The following is an 18,984-nucleotide window of genomic DNA, read 5'->3' as shown; positions in this document are numbered from 1 at the left end:
CGCCAGATTAGAAGGAATGTTAACAAAGAAGACAGTTGGAAATATAATTATTAATTAACATATATTAAAAACAAAGCATAAGTAAATATTTATATTAATTCACTCTATAATGGTTCTTCGGGTGATTTAATGGTAGATGAAAGTGGTTTAGCTATAGAAACTACTAACATAATGAATGAGGCTCCCTTATCCATGGGATCAAGCGAATATGAAATGATTGAATTATTTAGAAAGATCAACATCAACAGACCAATTGCTCTTACCCTTGCCTGCCTTGCAAAAGGAAGGGAAATCTCTTCCCAGAGCATCGAAATGGTATCTGGCCTGAGACAGCCGGAAGTCAGTGTTGCAATGCGGTACCTCCGCGAAAACAACTGGATTAACATCCGGGAAGAAAAGAAATCAAAAGGTAAGGGCAGACCGATCAAGCTATACAGGCTAACAGTCCCAATGGACTGCATTGTCAGCAAGATCGAAGAAGAAATCATAGCCGAAAGCAGACTTGTGCTGAAAAATATTGAACTTCTGAAGCACATTGCCTGAAATTTATGATAGGGAGTAGAATGGCCTGAAGTCAGGTGCAGGATTTCATACCTCAAATTGCCTGGACTTCTATTACCGGGAAGCCGTTCTATCTTAAAGGGGACTTCCCCCACCCTCACTTTTTTTCCTTACCAACAGCTTTTTAGATTCTATAACTTTTCTGCAATACATTTCTGCAATACATTTCTGCAATACTTTTCTGCAATACTTTTCTGCAATACATTTCTGCAATACTTTTCTGCAATATTTCTGACCCATAAAACGTCATTTGCTGATTAAGTCGTTTATTAATGGTACAAAAGAAGAAAACAGCTTTAAAAAAGTTATGAATAAAAAAGTTGTGAATAAATATATGGGCCCGCTGCGATTCGAACGCAGGACCTCACGGTTATCAGCCGTGCGCTCCACCAGGCTAAGCTACGGGCCCGAAATGAATGTAAATGCAGTTTAAAAAACCTGAAAGTTCTCCGAAAAGAGATTGTTGATTTGTGGTGGGCCCGCTGCGATTCGAACGCAGGACCTCACGGTTATCAGCCGTGCGCTCCACCAGGCTAAGCTACGGGCCCATATATCAGGTTTTTTTCGAATTACCGGAGTTGAAAGGCTTTTTTAGGGAAAGCATCCCAATCCGACAACACTTCTAATACTCGAATTACTACTTATAACTTTTGCTCGAATATTCAAAATTCTCCATACCCTAAATTTTATTTACAGGAAGCTGAGCCTTTATGGCGACAGTTTTATATACGATACTGAGTGTATGAGGGAGTGCTGACAAAGCAAAACGTTACATGGGCCGGTAGATCAGGGGAAGATCGCTACCTTGGCATGGTAGAGGCCTCGGGTTCAATTCCCGACCGGTCCACTTAAAAATAATTAATATTTCTAAAGTATCTCGTTTTTACCAGGTCAATTCCTTTTTAAAAATAGAATGCCTTTTTTAAAGTTGTTTTGTATATAAGCCGATCTAGATCTAAAAATTTGATTCTTTGAATCCTGGCTTCTGGAGAATCAATCAAGTTTCTGATCACGAAAAAATCCTGGAAACTTTTGGTACTCATATATGGATGAAGGAAACAATGAGAAAAGAGTAATTGTCCACCGTTAAATGAAAAAAGAGAAAATCCAAAAGTAAAAACGGTTTACTGGTTGAAATGATAATCAACCTTTCCTCACAAAAAATGGGATAATATGAAACGCTGTGGAGCACTCCATTTTCATTTTCTTATTTTGGGAGCTGTATATAAATGATAGCACATATCAAGCCTAAAAAGAGTATACCTATTATACCATAAACTGGGGGGGAGCCAGAGAAATTTGTGCTCTCGCTCTGCTCTGCATCCGTGCCCAAACCTGTACTTTCATTGCCCCCGTCCTGCAGGGACCGAGTTTCCAGAGCAGTACCTTTTTCGGTCACTTTTTCAGAGGCACCTTTTGATGTCCCTGTTATTGCAAAAGAGGAGAAACCCGGGACATTAGCCGTGAAGTACAGATAAGTTGCATCTTCACCTGAAAGTTTGACCGACAGCTGCTCCCACTTTTCGTCACTGTACCTGTTGAGGGCAATAGAAGCCTGGTCTATCATTTTATCCTGTATCCAGATCTTTTCAACCTTGAAACAGATGACCGGGTTTTCGATATTCTTAGAGGTTGCAAACCCGCTGTTGCCAACCCATATGTTAAAGAACTTATAGACTTCATCCGAAGGTAGCCCTGAGACAAGGGTAGATTTATTTTTTAACTGTTCAATAATGGTTGTGGTTTTACCCACGGTCTTCTTTGAATCAAAACCCACATACACAACACAGGTTGCTTTCTTCGTGAAGTCAAACTGTATAGCTTTTCCGTTTGTAATGAAGACCTGGGAAAGTTCCTTTACTTCAATGTTTCTTGAAGATTCAGGAGAACCGCCACCACCACCACTGCTTCCTCCACTGCTTCCTCCACTACTTCCTCCACTGCTTCCTCCACTGCTTCCTCCACTGGAGCTGCTACTGTCACTGGAACTGTTATTGTCACTGGAGCTACTTTCCAGCACAGTTATGACAGCAGTTTTTGAGGCTGTGCCGTTTTCATTGATTGCAGTCAGATTAACGGTGTAAGTTCCTGGAACTGTGTATACATGAACAAAGCTTGCCTCAATTGAGTCCTCGATTCCGTCATTGTTAATATCCCAGGTCCTTGATGTTGTATCCTGTGAAAGGTCAGTAAAGAGAACAGAAAGGGGAGCAGGTCCACTGGTAACATTCATATTGAAGTTTGCTACAGGAATGATAGCAATTTCTTCCTCCAGCACAGTTATGACAGCAGTTTTTGAGGCTGTGCCGTTTTCATTGATTGCAGTCAGATTAACGGTGTAAGTTCCTGGAACTGTGTATACATGAACAAAGCTTGCCTCAATTGAGTCCTCGATTCCGTCATTGTTAATATCCCAGGTCCTTGATGTTGTATCCTGTGATAGGTCAGTAAAGAGAACAGAAAGGGGAGCAGGTCCACTGGTAACATTCATATTGAAGTTTGCTACAGGAATGATAGCAATTTCTTCCTCCAGCACAGTTATGACAGCAGTTTTTGAGGCTGTGCCGTTTTCATTGATTGCAGTCAGATTAACGGTGTAAGTTCCTGGAACTGTGTATACATGAACAAAGCTTGCCTCAATTGAGTCCTCGATTCCGTCATTGTTAATATCCCAGGTCCTTGATGTTGTATCCTGTGAAATGTCGGTAAATTGGACAGCAAGAGGAGCAGGTCCCTGGGTGATGTTTGTCTGGAAATTTGCTACAGGAACTACCGGTGCAGGCTCGGTCCTGGGAGTTACCAGAGGCATATAATCAATATTTTTCTCATTGATCCGGTATGCTTTTTCAGCGATACCATCGCCATTAACATCTAACTGGGTTTGAGAGAAACCATCTCCTTCGGGAGTACCCCAGAAGTTACCGCCGATATAAGGACCATCTATAATGTTAGTCTCTTTTATTTTGGTAGAATTTAGAGAGCTTGTTGCCCATTCATCCACTGCATACAGGTTAACTTTATTATTAAAATAGTTATTATAAATTGTAGCAGATTCGTCGGTTAAACGTATGCCGATATCACAGTTTGTTATGGTATTTCCGGTAATAACGTGACCACCACCACCAGATAAAAGTGATATCCCCGTATCACAGCTTTGGAATGTGTTTCCAGTAATTATGTTAGAAATGCTATCAAATGTTGATATGCCAACTGAGCTGTCTATGAAGGAGTTATTCATTATGATCTGATTTCCACAGGCATAGTTGTTGCCAATACTTATACCACATCCATCAAATTTATTATTCTTGATTTTGCAGGCTCCTCCTCCCCCATCAAACTGAACTCTGTCTTTGATGGTGAATCCATCCACCTGGACTTCAGGGACATATATATCAAAACCATCTACAATTGTGGGATAGTCGGAAGAGCCTCTTATAATTACACTTTTTTCTACAGAAATCCTGCCTGAGTAAGTCCCTGACTCTACAATTATCGTATCTCCATCAACCGAATCAGTTAAGGCGACCTGGATTGTCGTGTAATTTCCAGGCCCATCGTCGTCCACGTAGAATGTAGTCGCAGCTGCACTACCAGCAATAGCCTGAAGTGCAAGAGCCACTGTAAATAGAATCAATAATAATCTTTTTATTTGCCACACAAGAAAAACCCCTACAAACTATTTTAGCATCTCAACATCAATAGTTATCACAAATCCCCATTTTTAAACTGAATAAGATACATTGTATGGTTGTGACACTGTATTTAAAGAATAAAAACATCTTGAGTCATACTTCTTGAGTTTTAAGATTAATTTATTTTACGAAATTGACAATGTGATATAAAATTAACTAAATTACCCTACATTTTTATTAATAATGTGTGATTTTTTAGATAATCTGGGGCGTTCAAAAAAGAATTTTGCCAGTTATGAGGCATGACCTATGTGTGACTGCACACAGCACAGAACATTAGAAAATAAATAAATACTCGCTGATTTATATAAGGGCCAATATATAATAGATAATAGAGATTAGAGATTACTCTTCTACCTGAGTGGGGTATGCAGAAGAGTCAGAAAACTTCGTACTTCAGCTAGACATAACGTTTCGATACCTGTAATTTTTTATCGGGGTAGCCGACGGCATCAAATTTACTATATAAAGCAACTCTGGAGGTAAGTATATGGAACAGGAAGCTGTAGAATACCGTGCTGTGAGATATGAGGTACTGCAGGTCCCCTGGTGGCTGGTTGTACTGGAAGGAATTATTACCGTCATCATTGGCTTATTTCTGTTATTTTCGCCCGTAGTAACAACCATAACACTGGTTCAGATTCTCGGGATCTTCTGGTTTCTGGGAGGAGTTATTTCAATCATTTCACTGCTAATAGACAGAGAGAACATGGGCTGGAAACTGCTCTCTGGTACCATAGGCATCCTTATCGGTATTATGGTATTTGTGTACCCATACAGCCCCTTTGTAATTCTGTCGTTTTTCGTAATCATACTCGGAATCTGGAGTATTATATACGGGGCAATAAGACTTATCTGGGCACTCAAAGGCGACGGACTGGGAATGGCAATCCTCGGACTCCTGACAATTGTCCTTGGGATACTCCTGCTGGTTAACCCTCTGGCAGGTGCCGTTGTCCTGCCCTGGATATACGGGATTTCCCTTGTAATAGGCGGGGTTGCAGCATTGATTGACGGGTTTAGAATGAAATCCGGGAAAAACACTTCATATCCTGGATAAAGATTCTAAAAATAGAAAACTTGAAGACTGAGAAGCATTCACGACTATAGATGCAATGTAAGATGCAGTGACAGATTTCGTGCCGGGGCAGGAGACGGTCCATTAGCACTGCAGGCCTTTAAGAACTCCACATTTAAATATCTGAAAAATTTAAAGAATTTACATGCGAAAAGGTACAGTAACAATAACAGGACTGGTTCTTCTTTCCTTTATCCTTTCAATCTATTTTTATCCGCATGTACCTGAACAGATGGCAACTCACTGGAACTCACAGGGAGAAGTAGACGGCTATATGTCGAAACTCTGGGGGCTCTTTTTCATGCCGTTACTGATAACGGGTATTGTAATTATGTTCCTGGTAATTCCGAAAATTGACCCGAAAAAAGAAAATATCGCAAAATTCAGAAAGTGTTATGACGGGTTTATAGTGATACTGATTTTGTTTATGGTTGCAGTCCATCTCCAGACACTGCTCTGGAACACAGGAATTCGGATCAGCCCCAATGTCGTACTTCCTACAGGGATAGGACTTCTGTTTTATTATATAGGAATCCTTACGGAAAATACGGAGCGGAACTGGTTCATCGGAATCAGGATTCCCTGGACTCTCAGCAGCGATAGGGTATGGAAAAGAATTAACAGGCTTGGAGGGAAACTATTCAAGATAGCAGGAATAGTAGCAATCTTCGGGGCTTTTTTTCCGGAACTTGCAATCTACTTCATCCTTGTACCTGTAATATTTGTAGCCGGGTTTACTGTTGTTTACTCATATGTTGAATATCAAAAGGAACTTAAAGAAAATGAAAGAGAGTAAAATAAGGAAGTGAAAAAGAGAAAAGAACTGAAAAAAGGAGCTTAGATAAATTGAAATTCCTGATCAAAACTTAAAAAATAAAGTATAAAGATTCCTGTGTTTGCCATTTCCGGGAATCATTTTAACCGGTTTCTAAAGCCTTATTTATCATTACTTTTATCTAACATGCTCTCATTTTGTCATATTGATCGTTATGACTGAAGATATAATTATAGATTCAAACAAACCAGTCGAAAACGGAGATACTATTTCCGTTGATTATGTGGGAAAACTGGAAGATGGTACAGTTTTCGATACATCAGAAAAGGAAGCTGCCACTGAGGCAGGGATATACAATGAAATGAGAGACTACAAACCTCTGACATTCACCGTGGGAGCCGGACAGATGATTAAAGGCTTTGACGAGGGTGTTGTCGGAATGAAAATGGGAGAAGAAAAAACTCTTGAAATCCCTCCCGAGGAAGCGTACGGAGAATATATGGAAGAGTACGCAAGAGAACTGCCACGTAATGCTGTTGATTTTACCCCGGAAGTGGGGATGCAGTTGGCCACAGAAACAGGGCTCAGAGGCACTATCACAGAGGTAAGCGAGGAAAACTTCATTGTGGACTTCAACCATGAGCTTGCAGGCAAGACCCTGATATTCAAAATAAAAGTTGTTTCGATGGAGGAATAAAAAATGAGGGCAGGGAGGAGGGAAACTTTAATAATATGCGTTCTGCTCATTGGGAGCATTCTTTTCGGAAGTGGATGCGCGGGCAGTGGAGACGGTAATGTTGTAAAAACCGGAAACACAATTCAGGTGGACTATACTGGGAAATTAAAAGATGGTACTGTTTTTGATACTTCCATAGAAGAAATCGCAAAAGAGGCAGGTATATACACAGAACAGAAAAACTATGTTCCCCTGACCTTTAAGGTTGGTTCGGGCCAGTTGATCAAGGGTTTTGACGAAGGCGTAATAGGAATGAAAATAGGAGAAGAAAAGACCTTTACAATTCCCCCCGAAAAAGCTTACGGAAAATATGATGAAGCTAAAATTCAGACAATCTCCCTTGAGGACCTGAACCTGTCAGTGAAACCTGAAGTAGGACAGACATTCAGCAGTATGTACGGGAACACTTTCAGAGTCATTGATGTGAATGAAACGCATGTTACTTTAGACCCAAACCACGAACTCGCAGGCAAGACCCTTATTTTTGATATAAAGCTTATTTCAATAGAATGAGGCTTGAGTCAGTTAAACCGGCTTAAAATCCGGCATATATTTTTTTAAAAAAGATGAACCCACTGGCAGCCAGAAAAAGATAAAGAACTGCCAGAAAAACTGTAAAGAAAAAATTATCAGGAGAAAGGATAATGGAGAACTCTCGTACTGTGGAGAAGGGAGATTATCTCCTTATTGATTATACTGGAAAGCTTGAGAATGGAACAGTATTCGATACCACCTTAAAAGAAAAAGCTCTTGAAGCTGGAATATATAGTGAAGAAAAAAAATACGGGCCTTTCTTTTTCAGAGCATACACTGGTCAGGTGATAAAAGGTATCGATGCAGGGGTTCTTGGAATGCGAGAAGGAGAAGAAAAAACCCTTAAAATCGCACCTGAAGAAGCCTACGGAGAATATAAAGATTATCTGGTTCAGAAAATTCCTCTTTCAAGGCTTGAGCTCAAGGAGCCTCCAAAAGCAGGGAAAATAATAATAACACCCGGGGGAAGGGAAGTTAAAGTGATCGATTCCACGGAAACTTACGCAATCCTTGACTTCAACCATGAACTTGCAGGCAAAACCCTGATCCTTGAGATGAGACTTGTCTCCATTGTGAACGGATCTGGAAATGTAAGCTTGTCCTGAAATAAATGTATACAGTTAACCATTGAAATAAATTAATCTAGCTGATCTTTGAAATAAATTAATCTAGCTGATCTTTGAAATAAATTCACCTTGTTGATCCTTGAAATAAATTCACCTTGTTGATCCTTGAAATAAATTCACCTTGTTGATCCTTGAAATAAATTCACCTTGTTGATCCTTGAAATAAATTTATTCAAGATAATGCACTATAAGTTAATTTTAGGGTCCAAAAACTGGAAAGTGATGGGAGATGGAAAAGGAAGAGAAAGTCGTGGTAGTGTTGCTCGTGATGGCATTGTCATCTCTTTCGACCGCGTACCTGTTCTTCGGGCAGGAACTTGCAGGAGCTGGACAACAGTCAGAAGGAAAAGCCCTGCAGTACACCCACGAATCTGAAGTAGGGGAAAAAGTATCTCTTGATGCCGAGGTTTTAAGTAAACGATTTACTTATACCGGAGACCACCTGCTTTTAGAAGTGAACTTTAACTCCGAAGTCCTGAGCATATTTATTCCGAAGACAGCGGGTGCTGATGTCCTGAACGAATTAATCAATGAAGGGGACTTCATCAACATAACAGGCACTGTTTCTGAGTATGAAGGAAAAAGGGAAATCAAAGTGGAACGAAAAGAGGATATTGTTCTGAAATAATAGTAGAAAGGCAAGAAGATATTACCTTGAAATAATCGTCATCAATAAGCGCTATAAAATCGGAAGAACAGATCGTTAACAATATATCCATAGAACAACATCGGAGAAAATATGAAAGCATGTATCATGTGCGGAGGCACAGGGACAAGGCTCAGGCCGCTGACCTTCAAACACCCGAAACCGAGCATACCGATTCTCAATAAACCATCAGTCAGGCACCTGATAGAGCACCTTTCAAGGGAAGGGTTCAATGAAATAGTTATGACCTTGGGATATATGGGAGAACATATAGAGGAACAGCTCGGAGATGGACACATGTTCGGAGTACACATCGATTATGTGTATGAGAAAGAGAAGATGGGGACAGCGGGCGGGGTAAAAAATGCTGAAAAATACCTGAAAAATGAGCCTTTTATTGTGCTTGGGGGAGACCACGTCCTTAACCTCGACCTGAGGGAGATGTACCGCTTCCACGAAACAAACGATGCGATAGTGACCATAGGACTCCTTTCCATTGATGACCCGAGGGAATTCGGGATTGCGGATATGGATATAAATAACCGGATCCACCGCTTCCTCGAAAAACCCAAATCCGGCCAGATTTTCAGCAATCTTGCAAGTACAGGCATTTACATCTGTGACCCTGAAATTTTCGACTGGATCCCTGAAAATAAAAAGTATGATTTTGCAAAAGACCTTTTCCCTGCCCTGCTTGCAGCAGATAAGAGAATTAACGGCATGCTTGTCCGGGGAAAATGGACTGATGTAGGGAGTTCGGCAGCCTATAGGCAGGCCCAGCGCTGGATGCTCGATGCACTTCCTGGAACCACAATAGAAGGAAACTTCACAACAAGAAACGCAAGAATACGAGGCCCCCTATCCATAGGAAACAATGTATCGATAGGTTCGAATTCTTCACTCGTCGGGCCCATTGTCATAGGGGAAAACACTGTAATTGGCGATAGCGTCCTTATCGGGCCTTACAGCGTGATAGGTGCAAACTGTACTATCGATAATAATGCAAAGATTCTTTCTTCGTACCTTTTTGATGGTGTATCCATAGGTAAAAACTCCAATATCTCTGGAGCTGTAGTTGCGGATGAAACCGCTGTAGGAGAAAAATGCAGCCTGGAGAATGGAACCGTAATCGGACATAAAGTCGTTATAGGGAACAATTCTACCATACATTCAGGAGTAAAGATCTGGCCTGAAGTAGTGATCGAGAAGAATTCTAGCATAAAGGATACTGTTGTCAATTCGAAATATGATACTACAAACGAAGGCTCCTGAAAATCTGCATAGAGATCTGCATCGAAACCCGTATTCCATGTAAAACTCATAACTTCAGGTCAAAAGATATGTTCCAGATTTTTCCGGACCCAATTATAAATTATTCATAGCCTGGAAATACGGGTTTCTTGCAAATTCAAATTGAGTTTTCAACGCTAATCCAAATTTTTTTGTGATTTTGCGATTTTCCACAGGCTCTCTGCCGGATTTTTATTCGAATATTATCATTTCGGCACCCCTTTTTTAATTGGCTGGTATTTATTCTGAAATGCCCCGATATGACGTTTCAAATCTTCTTTCCACGCGCCACGCTTCGTTTGGTCCCGCCTGCGTACAGTAGATAAAAACAAAAAATAAAACTGGCTGGAAACCCGATGCCGGACCTCAACCGTGTGCCGGGAGACAAATACCATATCTGATACAGATGATTTCCAGTTCCTTATTTTTTAGTACAAGTAACTTGAGATAACAATTCACAAGATACACCCAACTTCTTTTGTACCGTTTAGCATATATCGGAGAAAAAGGGTTCCTTAAATAAGATAACACGCCTACTAACTAATAAAATTAAGAGATTTCAGTCGACTGCCCACTAAATCTAAAGATTTAACGGATTTCCTTCAGAGGATTTATGACCAGGTATAAAAAATGGCTTATCGGATCGCTGGTTATCAGCGCAGTATCAATTGCCCTGGTTACAGGCTTGACTTTTAACTCTGAAACTGTTGAAGCCCTGCGAAGGATAAAGCTGGAGTACATTTTGGCAGCTGCCATCCTTCACATTAGCTCATACTTAATCTGGGGGCTGCGGACCAGGGCTCTCTGCAAAGCCTTAAGATACCGAATAAGTGTCCTGAAAATGACAGAGATAGTTATTTCAAGTACTTTTTTAGCAGGAATTACTCCTTCTTCTGCAGGTGGAGAGCTCCTGAGAGTCCACGGCCTGAGCAGGAACAAAATTCCAATAGGAAAGGCTACTGCAATCGTTGTAGGGGAACGCCTGCTTGACGCCATCTTCATCTTCTCCTGTCTGCCTTTTGCCTTATACATTCTTGGGGACATTCTTTCGAATTATGAATTTGATGCAGCTTTATTAACAGCAAATGTCCTTGTCTTTGTGCTCCTTGTTTTCTTTATTTACGGGATCTGGAAGCCCGAAAAAGTAAAATACGTAACTCACAGGCTGACAAGCAAGATTGCCCCTTTTTTTGGAAAAAAGACAGATGCTGCAGTTTCACACCTCATGGAACAGATAGACAGGGAAATAGACCATTTTCATGACAGTATAAGGGTCTTTTTTACAGAAGGAAAGAGAGGGCTTTTCTGGGGAATTGCCTGTACTTTTATTTTCTGGACCGTCGAATTTTCAATACTCGTCCTGATCCTTACGGGTCTTTCACAAACACCTTCAATTCTCACCGCCTTTGCAGCCCAAGTGCTCCTGGCTGTTATAATGGTAATACCCGCAACTCCGGGAGCAAGCGGGATTGCTGAATTAGGAGCGGCCTCTATTTTTTCTATTTTCGTAGATTCATCCATTCTGGGAATTACCGTGCTTGCCTGGAGAACCCTGACATACCACATGAACCTTTTAATAGGGGGGCTCATGAGTCTGAAAGTGATTAAGGACATGGACATTATTAAGAAAATGATAGGAGATACCGCCGAACCCCAGCACAACACCTGAGAAAATATCTTGAACAGGAAAAAACCTCTGTACAGAAGGAAAATGCCAGAGGAAAACCGCAGACCAGTATAATTTTATATTAAATTCTCACTAAACCTTTATGATATGTCTTCCAGAGAAATAATCTTTGAAGTCCTTAGAAAAAGTGTACATCTTATCTCAGTCCTGATAGTGCTCATCTACGAACTTTACGGGAAAGAGACAATCCTCTGGGTGCTCATGCTTTTCCTGATAACTGTTCTTGTCCTGGAATACCTCCGCCTCGAACAGGATATGAAAATTCCCATTTTCCATGTGATGTACAGGGAGCATGAAGCCGATAGTTGTGGAGGGCACATCTTCTTCGCCCTGGGTGCAATTGCAACAATCTCCCTTTTCAGCAAGGAAATCGCTTATGTTGCAATCCTTATGACCACCTTCGGAGACCTGGCTGCAGCCCTGATAGGGAAATTCTACGGAAAAAAAAGGATTTTCAAAAAAATCTTTAAAAATGATAAGTCTCTTGAAGGTTCAACTTCCGAATTTATAATTGATCTGCTTATCGGACTCATTGTAATTGGGGATCCCTTTGTGACCCTCGTCATGGCTTTTTTTGCAACCCTTACGGAAACCGCAGTAAATAAGATAGATGATAACCTTGTGATACCAGTTTTTTCAGGTTTCTTCGGGCAGATGACCTTGCTTCTACTGATGCATTTGTGAACTACCCCTCCCTAAAATCTTCGCCTGACGATGTAGATTTTTGAGGAAGAGATCTTCCCGCCTGCGGAGATAAAAATAGAAAAAACTGATCCCTGATTTAACCGGTTGATACTATTCAGGAATACCGAAGATATCTCAGGTTTTTTCCTCGTGCGCTACACAGGACTTGTAGCCAGCCGCCAGCCTGTCTGGCGGCTCTCCCTAAAAAGAAAAAATAATCTACTCAGGCTCCTGTTTCACCCTGGGATTGTTTAAGCCTTCTCATTTCCCTTATGCGCCTGACAAGGATTTCTCCAAGGTAAAGGACAAGGGCTGCAAGAAGCACATACACTTTCAGGCTCACGGGATCGTTTGACTCCCTTTCGGAGTTCTGCCTCGCATCCTTCAGGAGAAGGGCTCTTGCCTCCTTTTCAGTATAAATCTTCCCTCCGGTTGCAAGGATAAGAGGTTCGATATCATTATTGAACCCGACTTCAAGGTACTCAAGCGGGTAGTTTACCGCAAGCGGGTAACCGGAAATATCGTGAATCCCGATTTTGTCCGGGCTGACGCTTGCTTCATATGTGTTCCTGCCTGTGAGGGCAAGGTCAAGCGGGGCTCCGTCCAGTTTAAGCTGCGGGACTCCCTCATCGTACATTATCAGGGTGAGGTCGGAAGGGGTACCAAGCCAGGTATCCAGAGCTTCAACTACCGCCCCTTCTTCTGCCTGAGGGTTTCCAATTGCCCAGTTGGCCATGCCTGAGATGAGTTTGCTGTTTGTCCCGTTGTAAAGAGCAGACGCCCAGCGAGTAGCTTCGTTTCCGCCATTATCCGTTGTAAAGGCTGCAACACGCCCGAGCCCAAAGCGCCATGTAGTGAGTACAGGCTGCCCTGTAGCCGTAATGACCAGGCGTTCTGCCCCTGCTTTTGGCGTAACCTGGTTATATCCTGTGATACTGGCGGTAGTAAGGTTCACGTTCTTCGTAATGAAGTGGTCCGGAGAGTACTCAAGAAGCGGATAGATGCCGGGGTCCTCGCTTTCCTCTTCTTCTTCTCCGGGAGTCGTAACAAGATCCTCAAACACGATATTCGTTCTCTCACCCATATCGAGATGCTCATAGTTATCTTCAATCCCCAGCTCCTGCATTAGCTTCTCAGCATAGAAGGTTCTGACCTTGTCGATCTGAGAGGGAGCAGAAGAACGGATGTGAATAAAGTACATGTTTACACCCATATCCTTCAGCGTTTGTGCAGTCTGAAGGCTCTGGTCATAAGAGTCCTCAATTCCTCCGTCAGAGATTATAATAACATCAAGCTCTCCGTCCTTGCCTTCAATCATCTGTTTTGTTATACCAAGCCCCTGGTCAAGAGAGGTCTCAGTCTGGTTAGTAGGGGTCAATGTCCTGATCTTCTCTTCCAGAACGGCAAGATTCTGCGGAAGCCCCATGAACACAAACCCGTTAGAAACATCATATGCCGCGTTACCGAATGCTATGACGCCAACATTTGCATCTTTCATGTTGTCATTCTCAAGAATCTTAATGGCATTTGACAGGATATCGCCCTGAGTACCATGAGCAGTTGTACTTGGAGAGACATCAAGAAGCAGGACCAGGTTTCTCCCTCCTTTATACTCGGAAGGTTTTGAAATTACAGGCAGGACTTCTTCAAGGGAAGAATTTAGGTAGCTCCCATAGTTATAAGCCCGATTTCCTCCTACGACAATAAGCCCGCCCCCGTTGCTGACATAATTTTTAATTTCCTTTATCTCAGCCTCGGAAAAAGTGTCTATGAACTGGTTGTCAAGCACCAGGACCTTACTGTCTGCAATATTTGTTCCAGGATAACCATTTACAATCGAAACTTCGTAAAGGTTGCTCAGGACACTGGCGAGAGGAGAACCGGTCTCCCCGGTAACGAGCGTGAGTTTCGGTTTGGGAATTACATAAAGGGACTTGTAGAACTCGTTATTAACTTCGTTTAAATCCCCTCCGGACACATCACTGATCCTTACATTCATATTGTGGGCACCGAGGGTGGTAAAAGGCTCCAAGGTAATCGAAATCGTATTATCCCGGGCGTCCTGCATGAACTGCCTGCTCTGGATAAGCTCTCCATCCACAAAAATTTCAAGGAAATAACTGACACTCTGCTCCGAAGCCTGGCGGACAACTATCTCAACCTCGTTCTTGTTGTTGACAACAACTGTTTTGTCCCCAAGTATCTCGACACTGAGGTCATTTGTCTCAAGCTCGGGCTGGACAAGATAAACGGGAGTATCTGCGTCTTTTGCAAATCTCAGAGCTTCCGTAAGATCCTTTCCTGAGTTACTGTTTCCATCAGTAACAAGCACGATCTGATTGCCAAGCCCGGAGTACTGGGTCACAGCATCCCCAAGAGAAGTCTTTTCCCCGGTTAACTGCACGAGGGTGGTCGGGGTGTCCGCTGTGAGGGCTTGATACAGGTCGGTACCTGTTTCTTCAGGGAAAATGCCCATACTTGCTGTCTGGTCCTGAACAAGCACAAGCGAAGGGTTTTCTTCACTGATAGTCTGGGTAACCGTTGTATAGGGGGCAGCCAGGGCAAGGACAAGGAGGAAGGCAACGAGCATTCTCCATTCCACAAGTTTTGTTTTTGTCTTCCGCAGGAGATAGAACCCCGCAATAACCACGGGAATGATTAGTAAGAGCATCTCAGGGCTCTCAAGGGCTACGTTCACAGTTCACCCCTCCCGCGGACGATCAGGATTTCAAGCAACAGAAGCAGGAACAGGACTCCTATAAGGTAATTGGTAATATCGTTTTCTGCAGTATAAGTGTCAGCCCGGACAAGCCTGGTCTCATCTTCTGCAACTGCCCGGCTGATAAGTTCCGAGGCGTCTACTGTAGTATTTGATTCCCGGTCATCGTAGAGGTTGACTGCAATCTTCTTGCCCGAAATTTCGTAGATTCCCACTTCGTCAAAGAGCAAACGGTTTGCGGTAAGGGTCTTTGAAGGTGTGCGGATTTCCACGGTCTTTGAAAGAGAGGTCAAGGTGCCGGTTTCAAGGTTGTATTCTGAAATTTCCCCTATGCCCCCGAGCCATTCAACCAGCTTAATCCAGAACACCGGATACTCAGGCAGGTTATGGAAATTGTTCCAGGCTCCATCTCCGAGCTCGTCGGAAAGCCCCATGTAAAAGATGGTTCCTTTACCTACCTGCCAGTAACTCAGCATAGGAATACCATTTTCCGTGGCTACGAGGGTTGTAGAACCTGTCCTTTCGGTTGCGTTCATATATTTACGGACCGAGATCTCTTCGGTTTGTACGTCCTTTGTAATGCTGTTCTGAAGAGTTTTTTCAACCTCAAGCCCGTTTTCGGCTTCTTCAACTCCGATAGGTTTTACAGGCAGGAGCTTAACAAGGCCAACCTCGGTTTTCTCAGGAGAAAGAGCTTCGCTTGCAATGAAAACCACATTCCCTCCGTTCCGCACATAATTTTCGATTCTGTCCACCGAGCCGTTGGCAATTGGGGTTTCTTTCTGAGCAAGCACAACAAGGGAGTAATTATCAAGGGAAGAAGGTACCGATTTCTGAATTTTAAGGTCGCTATTGGGAAGTAGGGAAAGTGCTGTTTTTGAAGGCAGCTTTCCATTATCCGTGACGTAGAGGACCTGCTGCCCGGAGGTATCCGGAATGGAGATGTAAGCCTTATCGTCAACAGACAGGTCATCTTTAACATTGAGACTGATTGTAGTAATTCCGGGCCCTAGGTTTGCAAGTGTGAACTGGTTTGTGCCGCCTGCAGGAACAGCCAGGGTAAAAGACTTTGAAGCATTTCCCGAAGTCCCTCTTCCTGCTTCTATTTTCACAATTTGGCTTTCACCTTTGTAGTTTTTGACCACACCTGTGTAGCCGTATTCTCCAGCCCCTGCTTCAATCCAGCCATTAATGATTCCTATGTTGTCTGCAGGTTTTCCCACTTTTACGAAATTGACCCCAATCCCGTAGGATTCAGCCAGGTTCTTGGAAACTACAGGGTCATCCCCATCCCAGTTTGTAAAGTCGGAGATAACAATTATTCTTCCCCCTTCGTTTGAAAGGAGGCGCATACCTGTAGTAATAGCTGCAGAAAGGTCGGCAGTGCCGGCTCCGGGCTTAACCTTATTGAATATTTCCCCGGCAGCAGATGCGCTTCCGCCTTCAAGAACCAGCAGGGGGGTGCTGGAAGCAAGGATTATGCTGTTTTTCTTGCTCACATAGCCGTCGGCAATTCCAGCCGCGTCTTCAAAACGAGACTCGACCTGCATGCTTGCCGAAGTATCAAGGATAATTACGGTATGCTCTCCGCTAAGAGGCTCATTTGAGGTGTAATAATAGCCTGCAGCTCCAATGGAGAGAAGGATCAGCATAAGGAGCTGAATCAGGAAAAGAGGGTCTCTCACGATTTTCGTGAGTGAAGCATAAACTTTTTTTCGTTCCCTCTCAAGCTTGAGGACAAACATTAAGGAAGGAATCGAAAGAACCGCTGGTTTTGGGCGGAGCATGTAAATGATTATAAGTGGGATGACACTCAGGAGAGCAGCAAGAGCAAGGGGGGTTTGAAACGGCATTTTTTAGCGTCTCCTTCTCCTGATCGTATGATGGAAAGCATAAAAGATAGGAGTGTCGGTTGTAAAGGTATAGAACTCGGCTCCGACCTTCATACAGGTTTTTTTAATCCTTGCAGTGTGGTCGTCCAGTTTCTGGGTATAGCGTTCCTTGAACTTTTCACTTATATATGTCCTTATATCTTCACCTGTTTCAAGGTCTACAAGCTTGCTGTTTCCCTGAAGAGGAAGTTTTATTTCTGTGGGATCAAGCACCTGTATAACTATAAGGTCGTGATCGGAGAGCCGGTACAGAGCTGTATCTATTGCCTCAGGATCCTGCATGAAGTCCGAAATCAGGATTACAAGGGATCTGGACTTGATCTCCCGGCTGTACTTCATAACAGCTTCACTAATAGAAGTCCCGCCAGACAGTTCAAGCTCGCTAAGTCGGTCGATTGCCCGCATAAGGTTTTTTCTGCCCCTGCGGGGTTTATTGATGAAAATTTCGTCCGTAAAAGTGGATATGGCAAACCTGTCATTATATTTGGTTACCATGTAAGCAAAACCTGCAGCAAGCATGGCAGAATACTCGAACTTCGAGGTCCCCTTTTCAGGGTAGTCCATACTTTTGCTGGCGTCCAGAAGGATATGAGTTGTAAGAGTTTTTTCTTCCTCAAACTGCCGAACATAAAGCTTTTCAGTCCTCGCATAAGCCTTCCAGTCTATAACTTTCAAAGCGTCGCTTGAGTCATACTCCCTGAACCCGATAGTATCGATTCCGTGTCCGCTTCGGGTTGATGGACGATTTCCGGCATAGACCGTCGATACCCTTTTCCGGACCGAAAAGGTAAAGCGGTCAAGCTGCCTGAAAAAATCCGTTTCGATTTTTTGTTTTGTGCGAGTCATTCTTGATCGTCAACCGAAAAGCCCGGTTCTGCCCGGACCTGGAAAAAACCCTGGGGGTTTTAACTTTGTTTTATATATTATGCAGATCGGTTTTCAGAACCTGCTCAATTACAGGCCTGTCAGATTTCATTATCTGATCGGCTTAACTGTTTTATTTAAGTTTCATTTAAGTTTTATTTAAGTTTCATTTAAGTTTCATTTAAGTTTCATTTAAGTTTCATTTAATCTTCTTTAAAATTTCCTCTATGGCTTCATCCGGGGTCATCCCGCTTCTTTCGGCTTCGAAGGTCAGAATCAGCCTGTGGCGGAGAACCGGGTAAGCCATGTAATCAATATCCTCTTTGCCCACGAAGTTTCTACCCTGTATCAGGGCTCTTGCCTTTGCTGCAAGGATCATGCCAATGGATGCGCGGGGAGAAGCCCCATACTCTATGTGCTCTTTGTCTTTGCGAGTCATTGACACAATAGAAAGGACGCGCTGCTTGAGTTCTTCGGAGATAGGAACCTGCCGGGTAAGATTCTGTAAATCGAGAAGTGTGGACTTGTCCAGGCCTCTGGTGATCTTCGGGACTTCGGATTTCGTATAACGGTTTATGATCTCCATTTCCTCTTCAAAGGAGGGATAGTCTACAAGGATCTTTAAAAGGAAGCGGTCTAGCTGGGCTTCGGGTAGGGGGTATGTGCCCTCCATTTCTATGGGGTTCTGGGTGGCAAGAATAAAAAAGGGGCGTTCAAGAAGAAAGGTATCATTTCCGACTGTAACCTGTTTTTCCTGCATGGCTTCGAGCAGGGCTGACTGGGTTTTAGGGGAAGCACGGTTGATCTCGTCTGCAAGCACGATGTTTGCAAAGACAGGCCCGGGTTCAAACCTGAATTCTTTTTTATTATCTTTCTCCTCAATCATATTGGTCCCTGTAATGTCAGAAGGCATCAGGTCAGGAGTACACTGAATTCTGCTGAATTTCAGGTTCATTGCCTTTGCGATCGTGGAGATCATCAGGGTTTTTCCAAGCCCGGGATTGCTTTCAACGAGGGCATGTCCTTCACAGAGAATTGAGATTATGATCTGTTCCACTACCCTGTTCTGACCCACTATGACATTTCCTATCTCTTCAAAGAAACTTTTAAAAATCCTGCCTGCGTTCTGGTAGGTCGTGCCGGCCTCCCCTGGATCGATATTATTCTCACTCATATCTGCTTCACCCTTTGAATTGCTGT

At 43.0% G+C, this 18,984-nt stretch carries 15 protein-coding genes and 3 tRNA genes; 11 read left to right on the top strand and 7 right to left on the bottom strand.

The annotated features are described in order from the left end of the window. The first annotated feature begins 129 nt into the window (after positions 1–129). Positions 130–543, top strand: coding sequence for a transcriptional regulator (locus tag MSWH1_RS04965; RefSeq protein ID WP_048126644.1), 414 nt, complete (start codon positions 130–132; stop codon positions 541–543). A gap of 353 nt (positions 544–896) precedes the next feature. On the opposite strand, the gene MSWH1_RS04960 is transcribed toward MSWH1_RS04965, so the two are convergent. Beyond that, positions 897–970 (bottom strand) — tRNA-Ile (locus MSWH1_RS04960). A gap of 62 nt (positions 971–1,032) precedes the next feature. Then, positions 1,033–1,109, bottom strand: a tRNA-Ile gene (locus MSWH1_RS04955). 227 nt (positions 1,110–1,336) lie between these two features. Here MSWH1_RS04955 and MSWH1_RS04950 point away from each other — a divergent pair. Then, positions 1,337–1,408 (top strand) — tRNA-Ala (locus MSWH1_RS04950). A gap of 360 nt (positions 1,409–1,768) precedes the next feature. Here the strand turns inward: MSWH1_RS04950 and MSWH1_RS04945 are convergent. Continuing rightward, a complete protein-coding gene (locus MSWH1_RS04945) occupies positions 1,769–4,219 on the bottom strand; it encodes a PGF-pre-PGF domain-containing protein (protein WP_052723134.1) in 2,451 nt (816 codons plus the stop codon). Between the two features lie 524 nt (positions 4,220–4,743). Here MSWH1_RS04945 and MSWH1_RS04940 point away from each other — a divergent pair. From MSWH1_RS04940 to MSWH1_RS04900, 9 genes are all read left to right on the top strand, one after another. After that, complete coding sequence (locus MSWH1_RS04940) at positions 4,744–5,313, top strand: HdeD family acid-resistance protein (protein WP_048126642.1); 570 nt, start codon at positions 4,744–4,746, stop codon at positions 5,311–5,313. Positions 5,314–5,476: 163 nt separating this feature from the next. Next, on the top strand, positions 5,477–6,127 hold the full coding sequence (locus MSWH1_RS04935) for an SdpI family protein (RefSeq protein WP_048126639.1): 651 nt from the start codon (positions 5,477–5,479) through the stop codon (positions 6,125–6,127). Positions 6,128–6,320: 193 nt separating this feature from the next. Then, positions 6,321–6,803, top strand: a complete 483-nt coding sequence (locus MSWH1_RS04930; protein ID WP_048126637.1) for a peptidylprolyl isomerase — start codon at positions 6,321–6,323, stop codon at positions 6,801–6,803. A 3-nt stretch (positions 6,804–6,806) separates the two neighbouring features. Beyond that, entirely contained in the window at positions 6,807–7,355 is a 549-nt protein-coding gene (locus tag MSWH1_RS04925) for a peptidylprolyl isomerase (RefSeq protein ID WP_048126635.1), read from the top strand. A gap of 131 nt (positions 7,356–7,486) precedes the next feature. Further along, positions 7,487–7,981 (top strand): peptidylprolyl isomerase, encoded by a 495-nt coding sequence (locus MSWH1_RS04920; RefSeq protein WP_048126632.1) that lies wholly within the window; start codon positions 7,487–7,489, stop codon positions 7,979–7,981. Between the two features lie 250 nt (positions 7,982–8,231). Next, on the top strand, positions 8,232–8,630 hold the full coding sequence (locus tag MSWH1_RS04915; RefSeq protein WP_048126629.1) for a tRNA synthetase: 399 nt from the start codon (positions 8,232–8,234) through the stop codon (positions 8,628–8,630). Positions 8,631–8,741: 111 nt separating this feature from the next. Continuing rightward, positions 8,742–9,920 carry a sugar phosphate nucleotidyltransferase gene (locus MSWH1_RS04910; RefSeq protein ID WP_048126626.1) on the top strand — a complete coding sequence of 393 codons (1,179 nt, stop codon included), beginning with the start codon at positions 8,742–8,744 and terminating at the stop codon, positions 9,918–9,920. Positions 9,921–10,551: 631 nt separating this feature from the next. Then, entirely contained in the window at positions 10,552–11,607 is a 1,056-nt protein-coding gene (locus MSWH1_RS04905; protein WP_048126623.1) for a flippase-like domain-containing protein, read from the top strand. A gap of 105 nt (positions 11,608–11,712) precedes the next feature. Then, a complete protein-coding gene (locus MSWH1_RS04900) occupies positions 11,713–12,309 on the top strand; it encodes a diacylglycerol/polyprenol kinase family protein (RefSeq protein ID WP_048126621.1) in 597 nt (198 codons plus the stop codon). A 223-nt stretch (positions 12,310–12,532) separates the two neighbouring features. Here the strand turns inward: MSWH1_RS04900 and MSWH1_RS04895 are convergent, their stop codons facing one another. From MSWH1_RS04895 to MSWH1_RS04880, 4 genes are all read right to left on the bottom strand, one after another. Further along, positions 12,533–15,007: a VWA domain-containing protein gene (locus tag MSWH1_RS04895; protein ID WP_048126619.1), complete on the bottom strand. Its 2,475-nt coding sequence runs from the start codon at positions 15,005–15,007 to the stop codon at positions 12,533–12,535. Further along, positions 15,004–16,881, bottom strand: coding sequence for a BatA domain-containing protein (locus MSWH1_RS04890; protein WP_048126617.1), 1,878 nt, complete (start codon positions 16,879–16,881; stop codon positions 15,004–15,006). Before MSWH1_RS04890 ends, MSWH1_RS04895 begins: the two co-directional genes overlap by 4 nt. Before the next feature lie 3 nt (positions 16,882–16,884). After that, on the bottom strand, positions 16,885–17,766 hold the full coding sequence (locus MSWH1_RS04885) for a DUF58 domain-containing protein (protein ID WP_048126615.1): 882 nt from the start codon (positions 17,764–17,766) through the stop codon (positions 16,885–16,887). A gap of 217 nt (positions 17,767–17,983) precedes the next feature. Beyond that, the gene (locus tag MSWH1_RS04880; RefSeq protein WP_048126613.1) at positions 17,984–18,958 is read right to left on the bottom strand and encodes a MoxR family ATPase; all 975 of its coding nucleotides are present in this window, start codon (positions 18,956–18,958) and stop codon (positions 17,984–17,986) included. Between the last annotated feature and the right edge of the window lie 26 nt (positions 18,959–18,984).

The organism is Methanosarcina sp. WH1, assembly GCF_000970005.1.
GTDB lineage: Archaea > Halobacteriota > Methanosarcinia > Methanosarcinales > Methanosarcinaceae > Methanosarcina.
Note: the sequence above shows the minus strand (reverse complement) of the source record. Positions and strands in the feature narration are given on the sequence as shown.

What these genes read in the sequence shown, in the direction of transcription:
- MSWH1_RS04965 (WP_048126644.1), top strand. Translation starts at nt 130, where the DNA reads ATGGTAGATGAAAGTGGTTTAGCTATAGAAACTACTAACATAATGAAT.
- MSWH1_RS04940 (WP_048126642.1), top strand. Translation starts at nt 4,744, where the DNA reads ATGGAACAGGAAGCTGTAGAATACCGTGCTGTGAGATATGAGGTACTG.
- MSWH1_RS04935 (WP_048126639.1), top strand. Translation starts at nt 5,477, where the DNA reads ATGCGAAAAGGTACAGTAACAATAACAGGACTGGTTCTTCTTTCCTTT.
- MSWH1_RS04930 (WP_048126637.1), top strand. Translation starts at nt 6,321, where the DNA reads ATGACTGAAGATATAATTATAGATTCAAACAAACCAGTCGAAAACGGA.
- MSWH1_RS04925 (WP_048126635.1), top strand. Translation starts at nt 6,807, where the DNA reads ATGAGGGCAGGGAGGAGGGAAACTTTAATAATATGCGTTCTGCTCATT.
- MSWH1_RS04920 (WP_048126632.1), top strand. Translation starts at nt 7,487, where the DNA reads ATGGAGAACTCTCGTACTGTGGAGAAGGGAGATTATCTCCTTATTGAT.
- MSWH1_RS04915 (WP_048126629.1), top strand. Translation starts at nt 8,232, where the DNA reads ATGGAAAAGGAAGAGAAAGTCGTGGTAGTGTTGCTCGTGATGGCATTG.
- MSWH1_RS04910 (WP_048126626.1), top strand. Translation starts at nt 8,742, where the DNA reads ATGAAAGCATGTATCATGTGCGGAGGCACAGGGACAAGGCTCAGGCCG.
- MSWH1_RS04905 (WP_048126623.1), top strand. Translation starts at nt 10,552, where the DNA reads ATGACCAGGTATAAAAAATGGCTTATCGGATCGCTGGTTATCAGCGCA.
- MSWH1_RS04900 (WP_048126621.1), top strand. Translation starts at nt 11,713, where the DNA reads ATGTCTTCCAGAGAAATAATCTTTGAAGTCCTTAGAAAAAGTGTACAT.
- MSWH1_RS04890 (WP_048126617.1), bottom strand. Translation starts at nt 16,881, where the DNA reads ATGCCGTTTCAAACCCCCCTTGCTCTTGCTGCTCTCCTGAGTGTCATC.
- MSWH1_RS04885 (WP_048126615.1), bottom strand. Translation starts at nt 17,766, where the DNA reads ATGACTCGCACAAAACAAAAAATCGAAACGGATTTTTTCAGGCAGCTT.
- MSWH1_RS04880 (WP_048126613.1), bottom strand. Translation starts at nt 18,958, where the DNA reads ATGAGTGAGAATAATATCGATCCAGGGGAGGCCGGCACGACCTACCAG.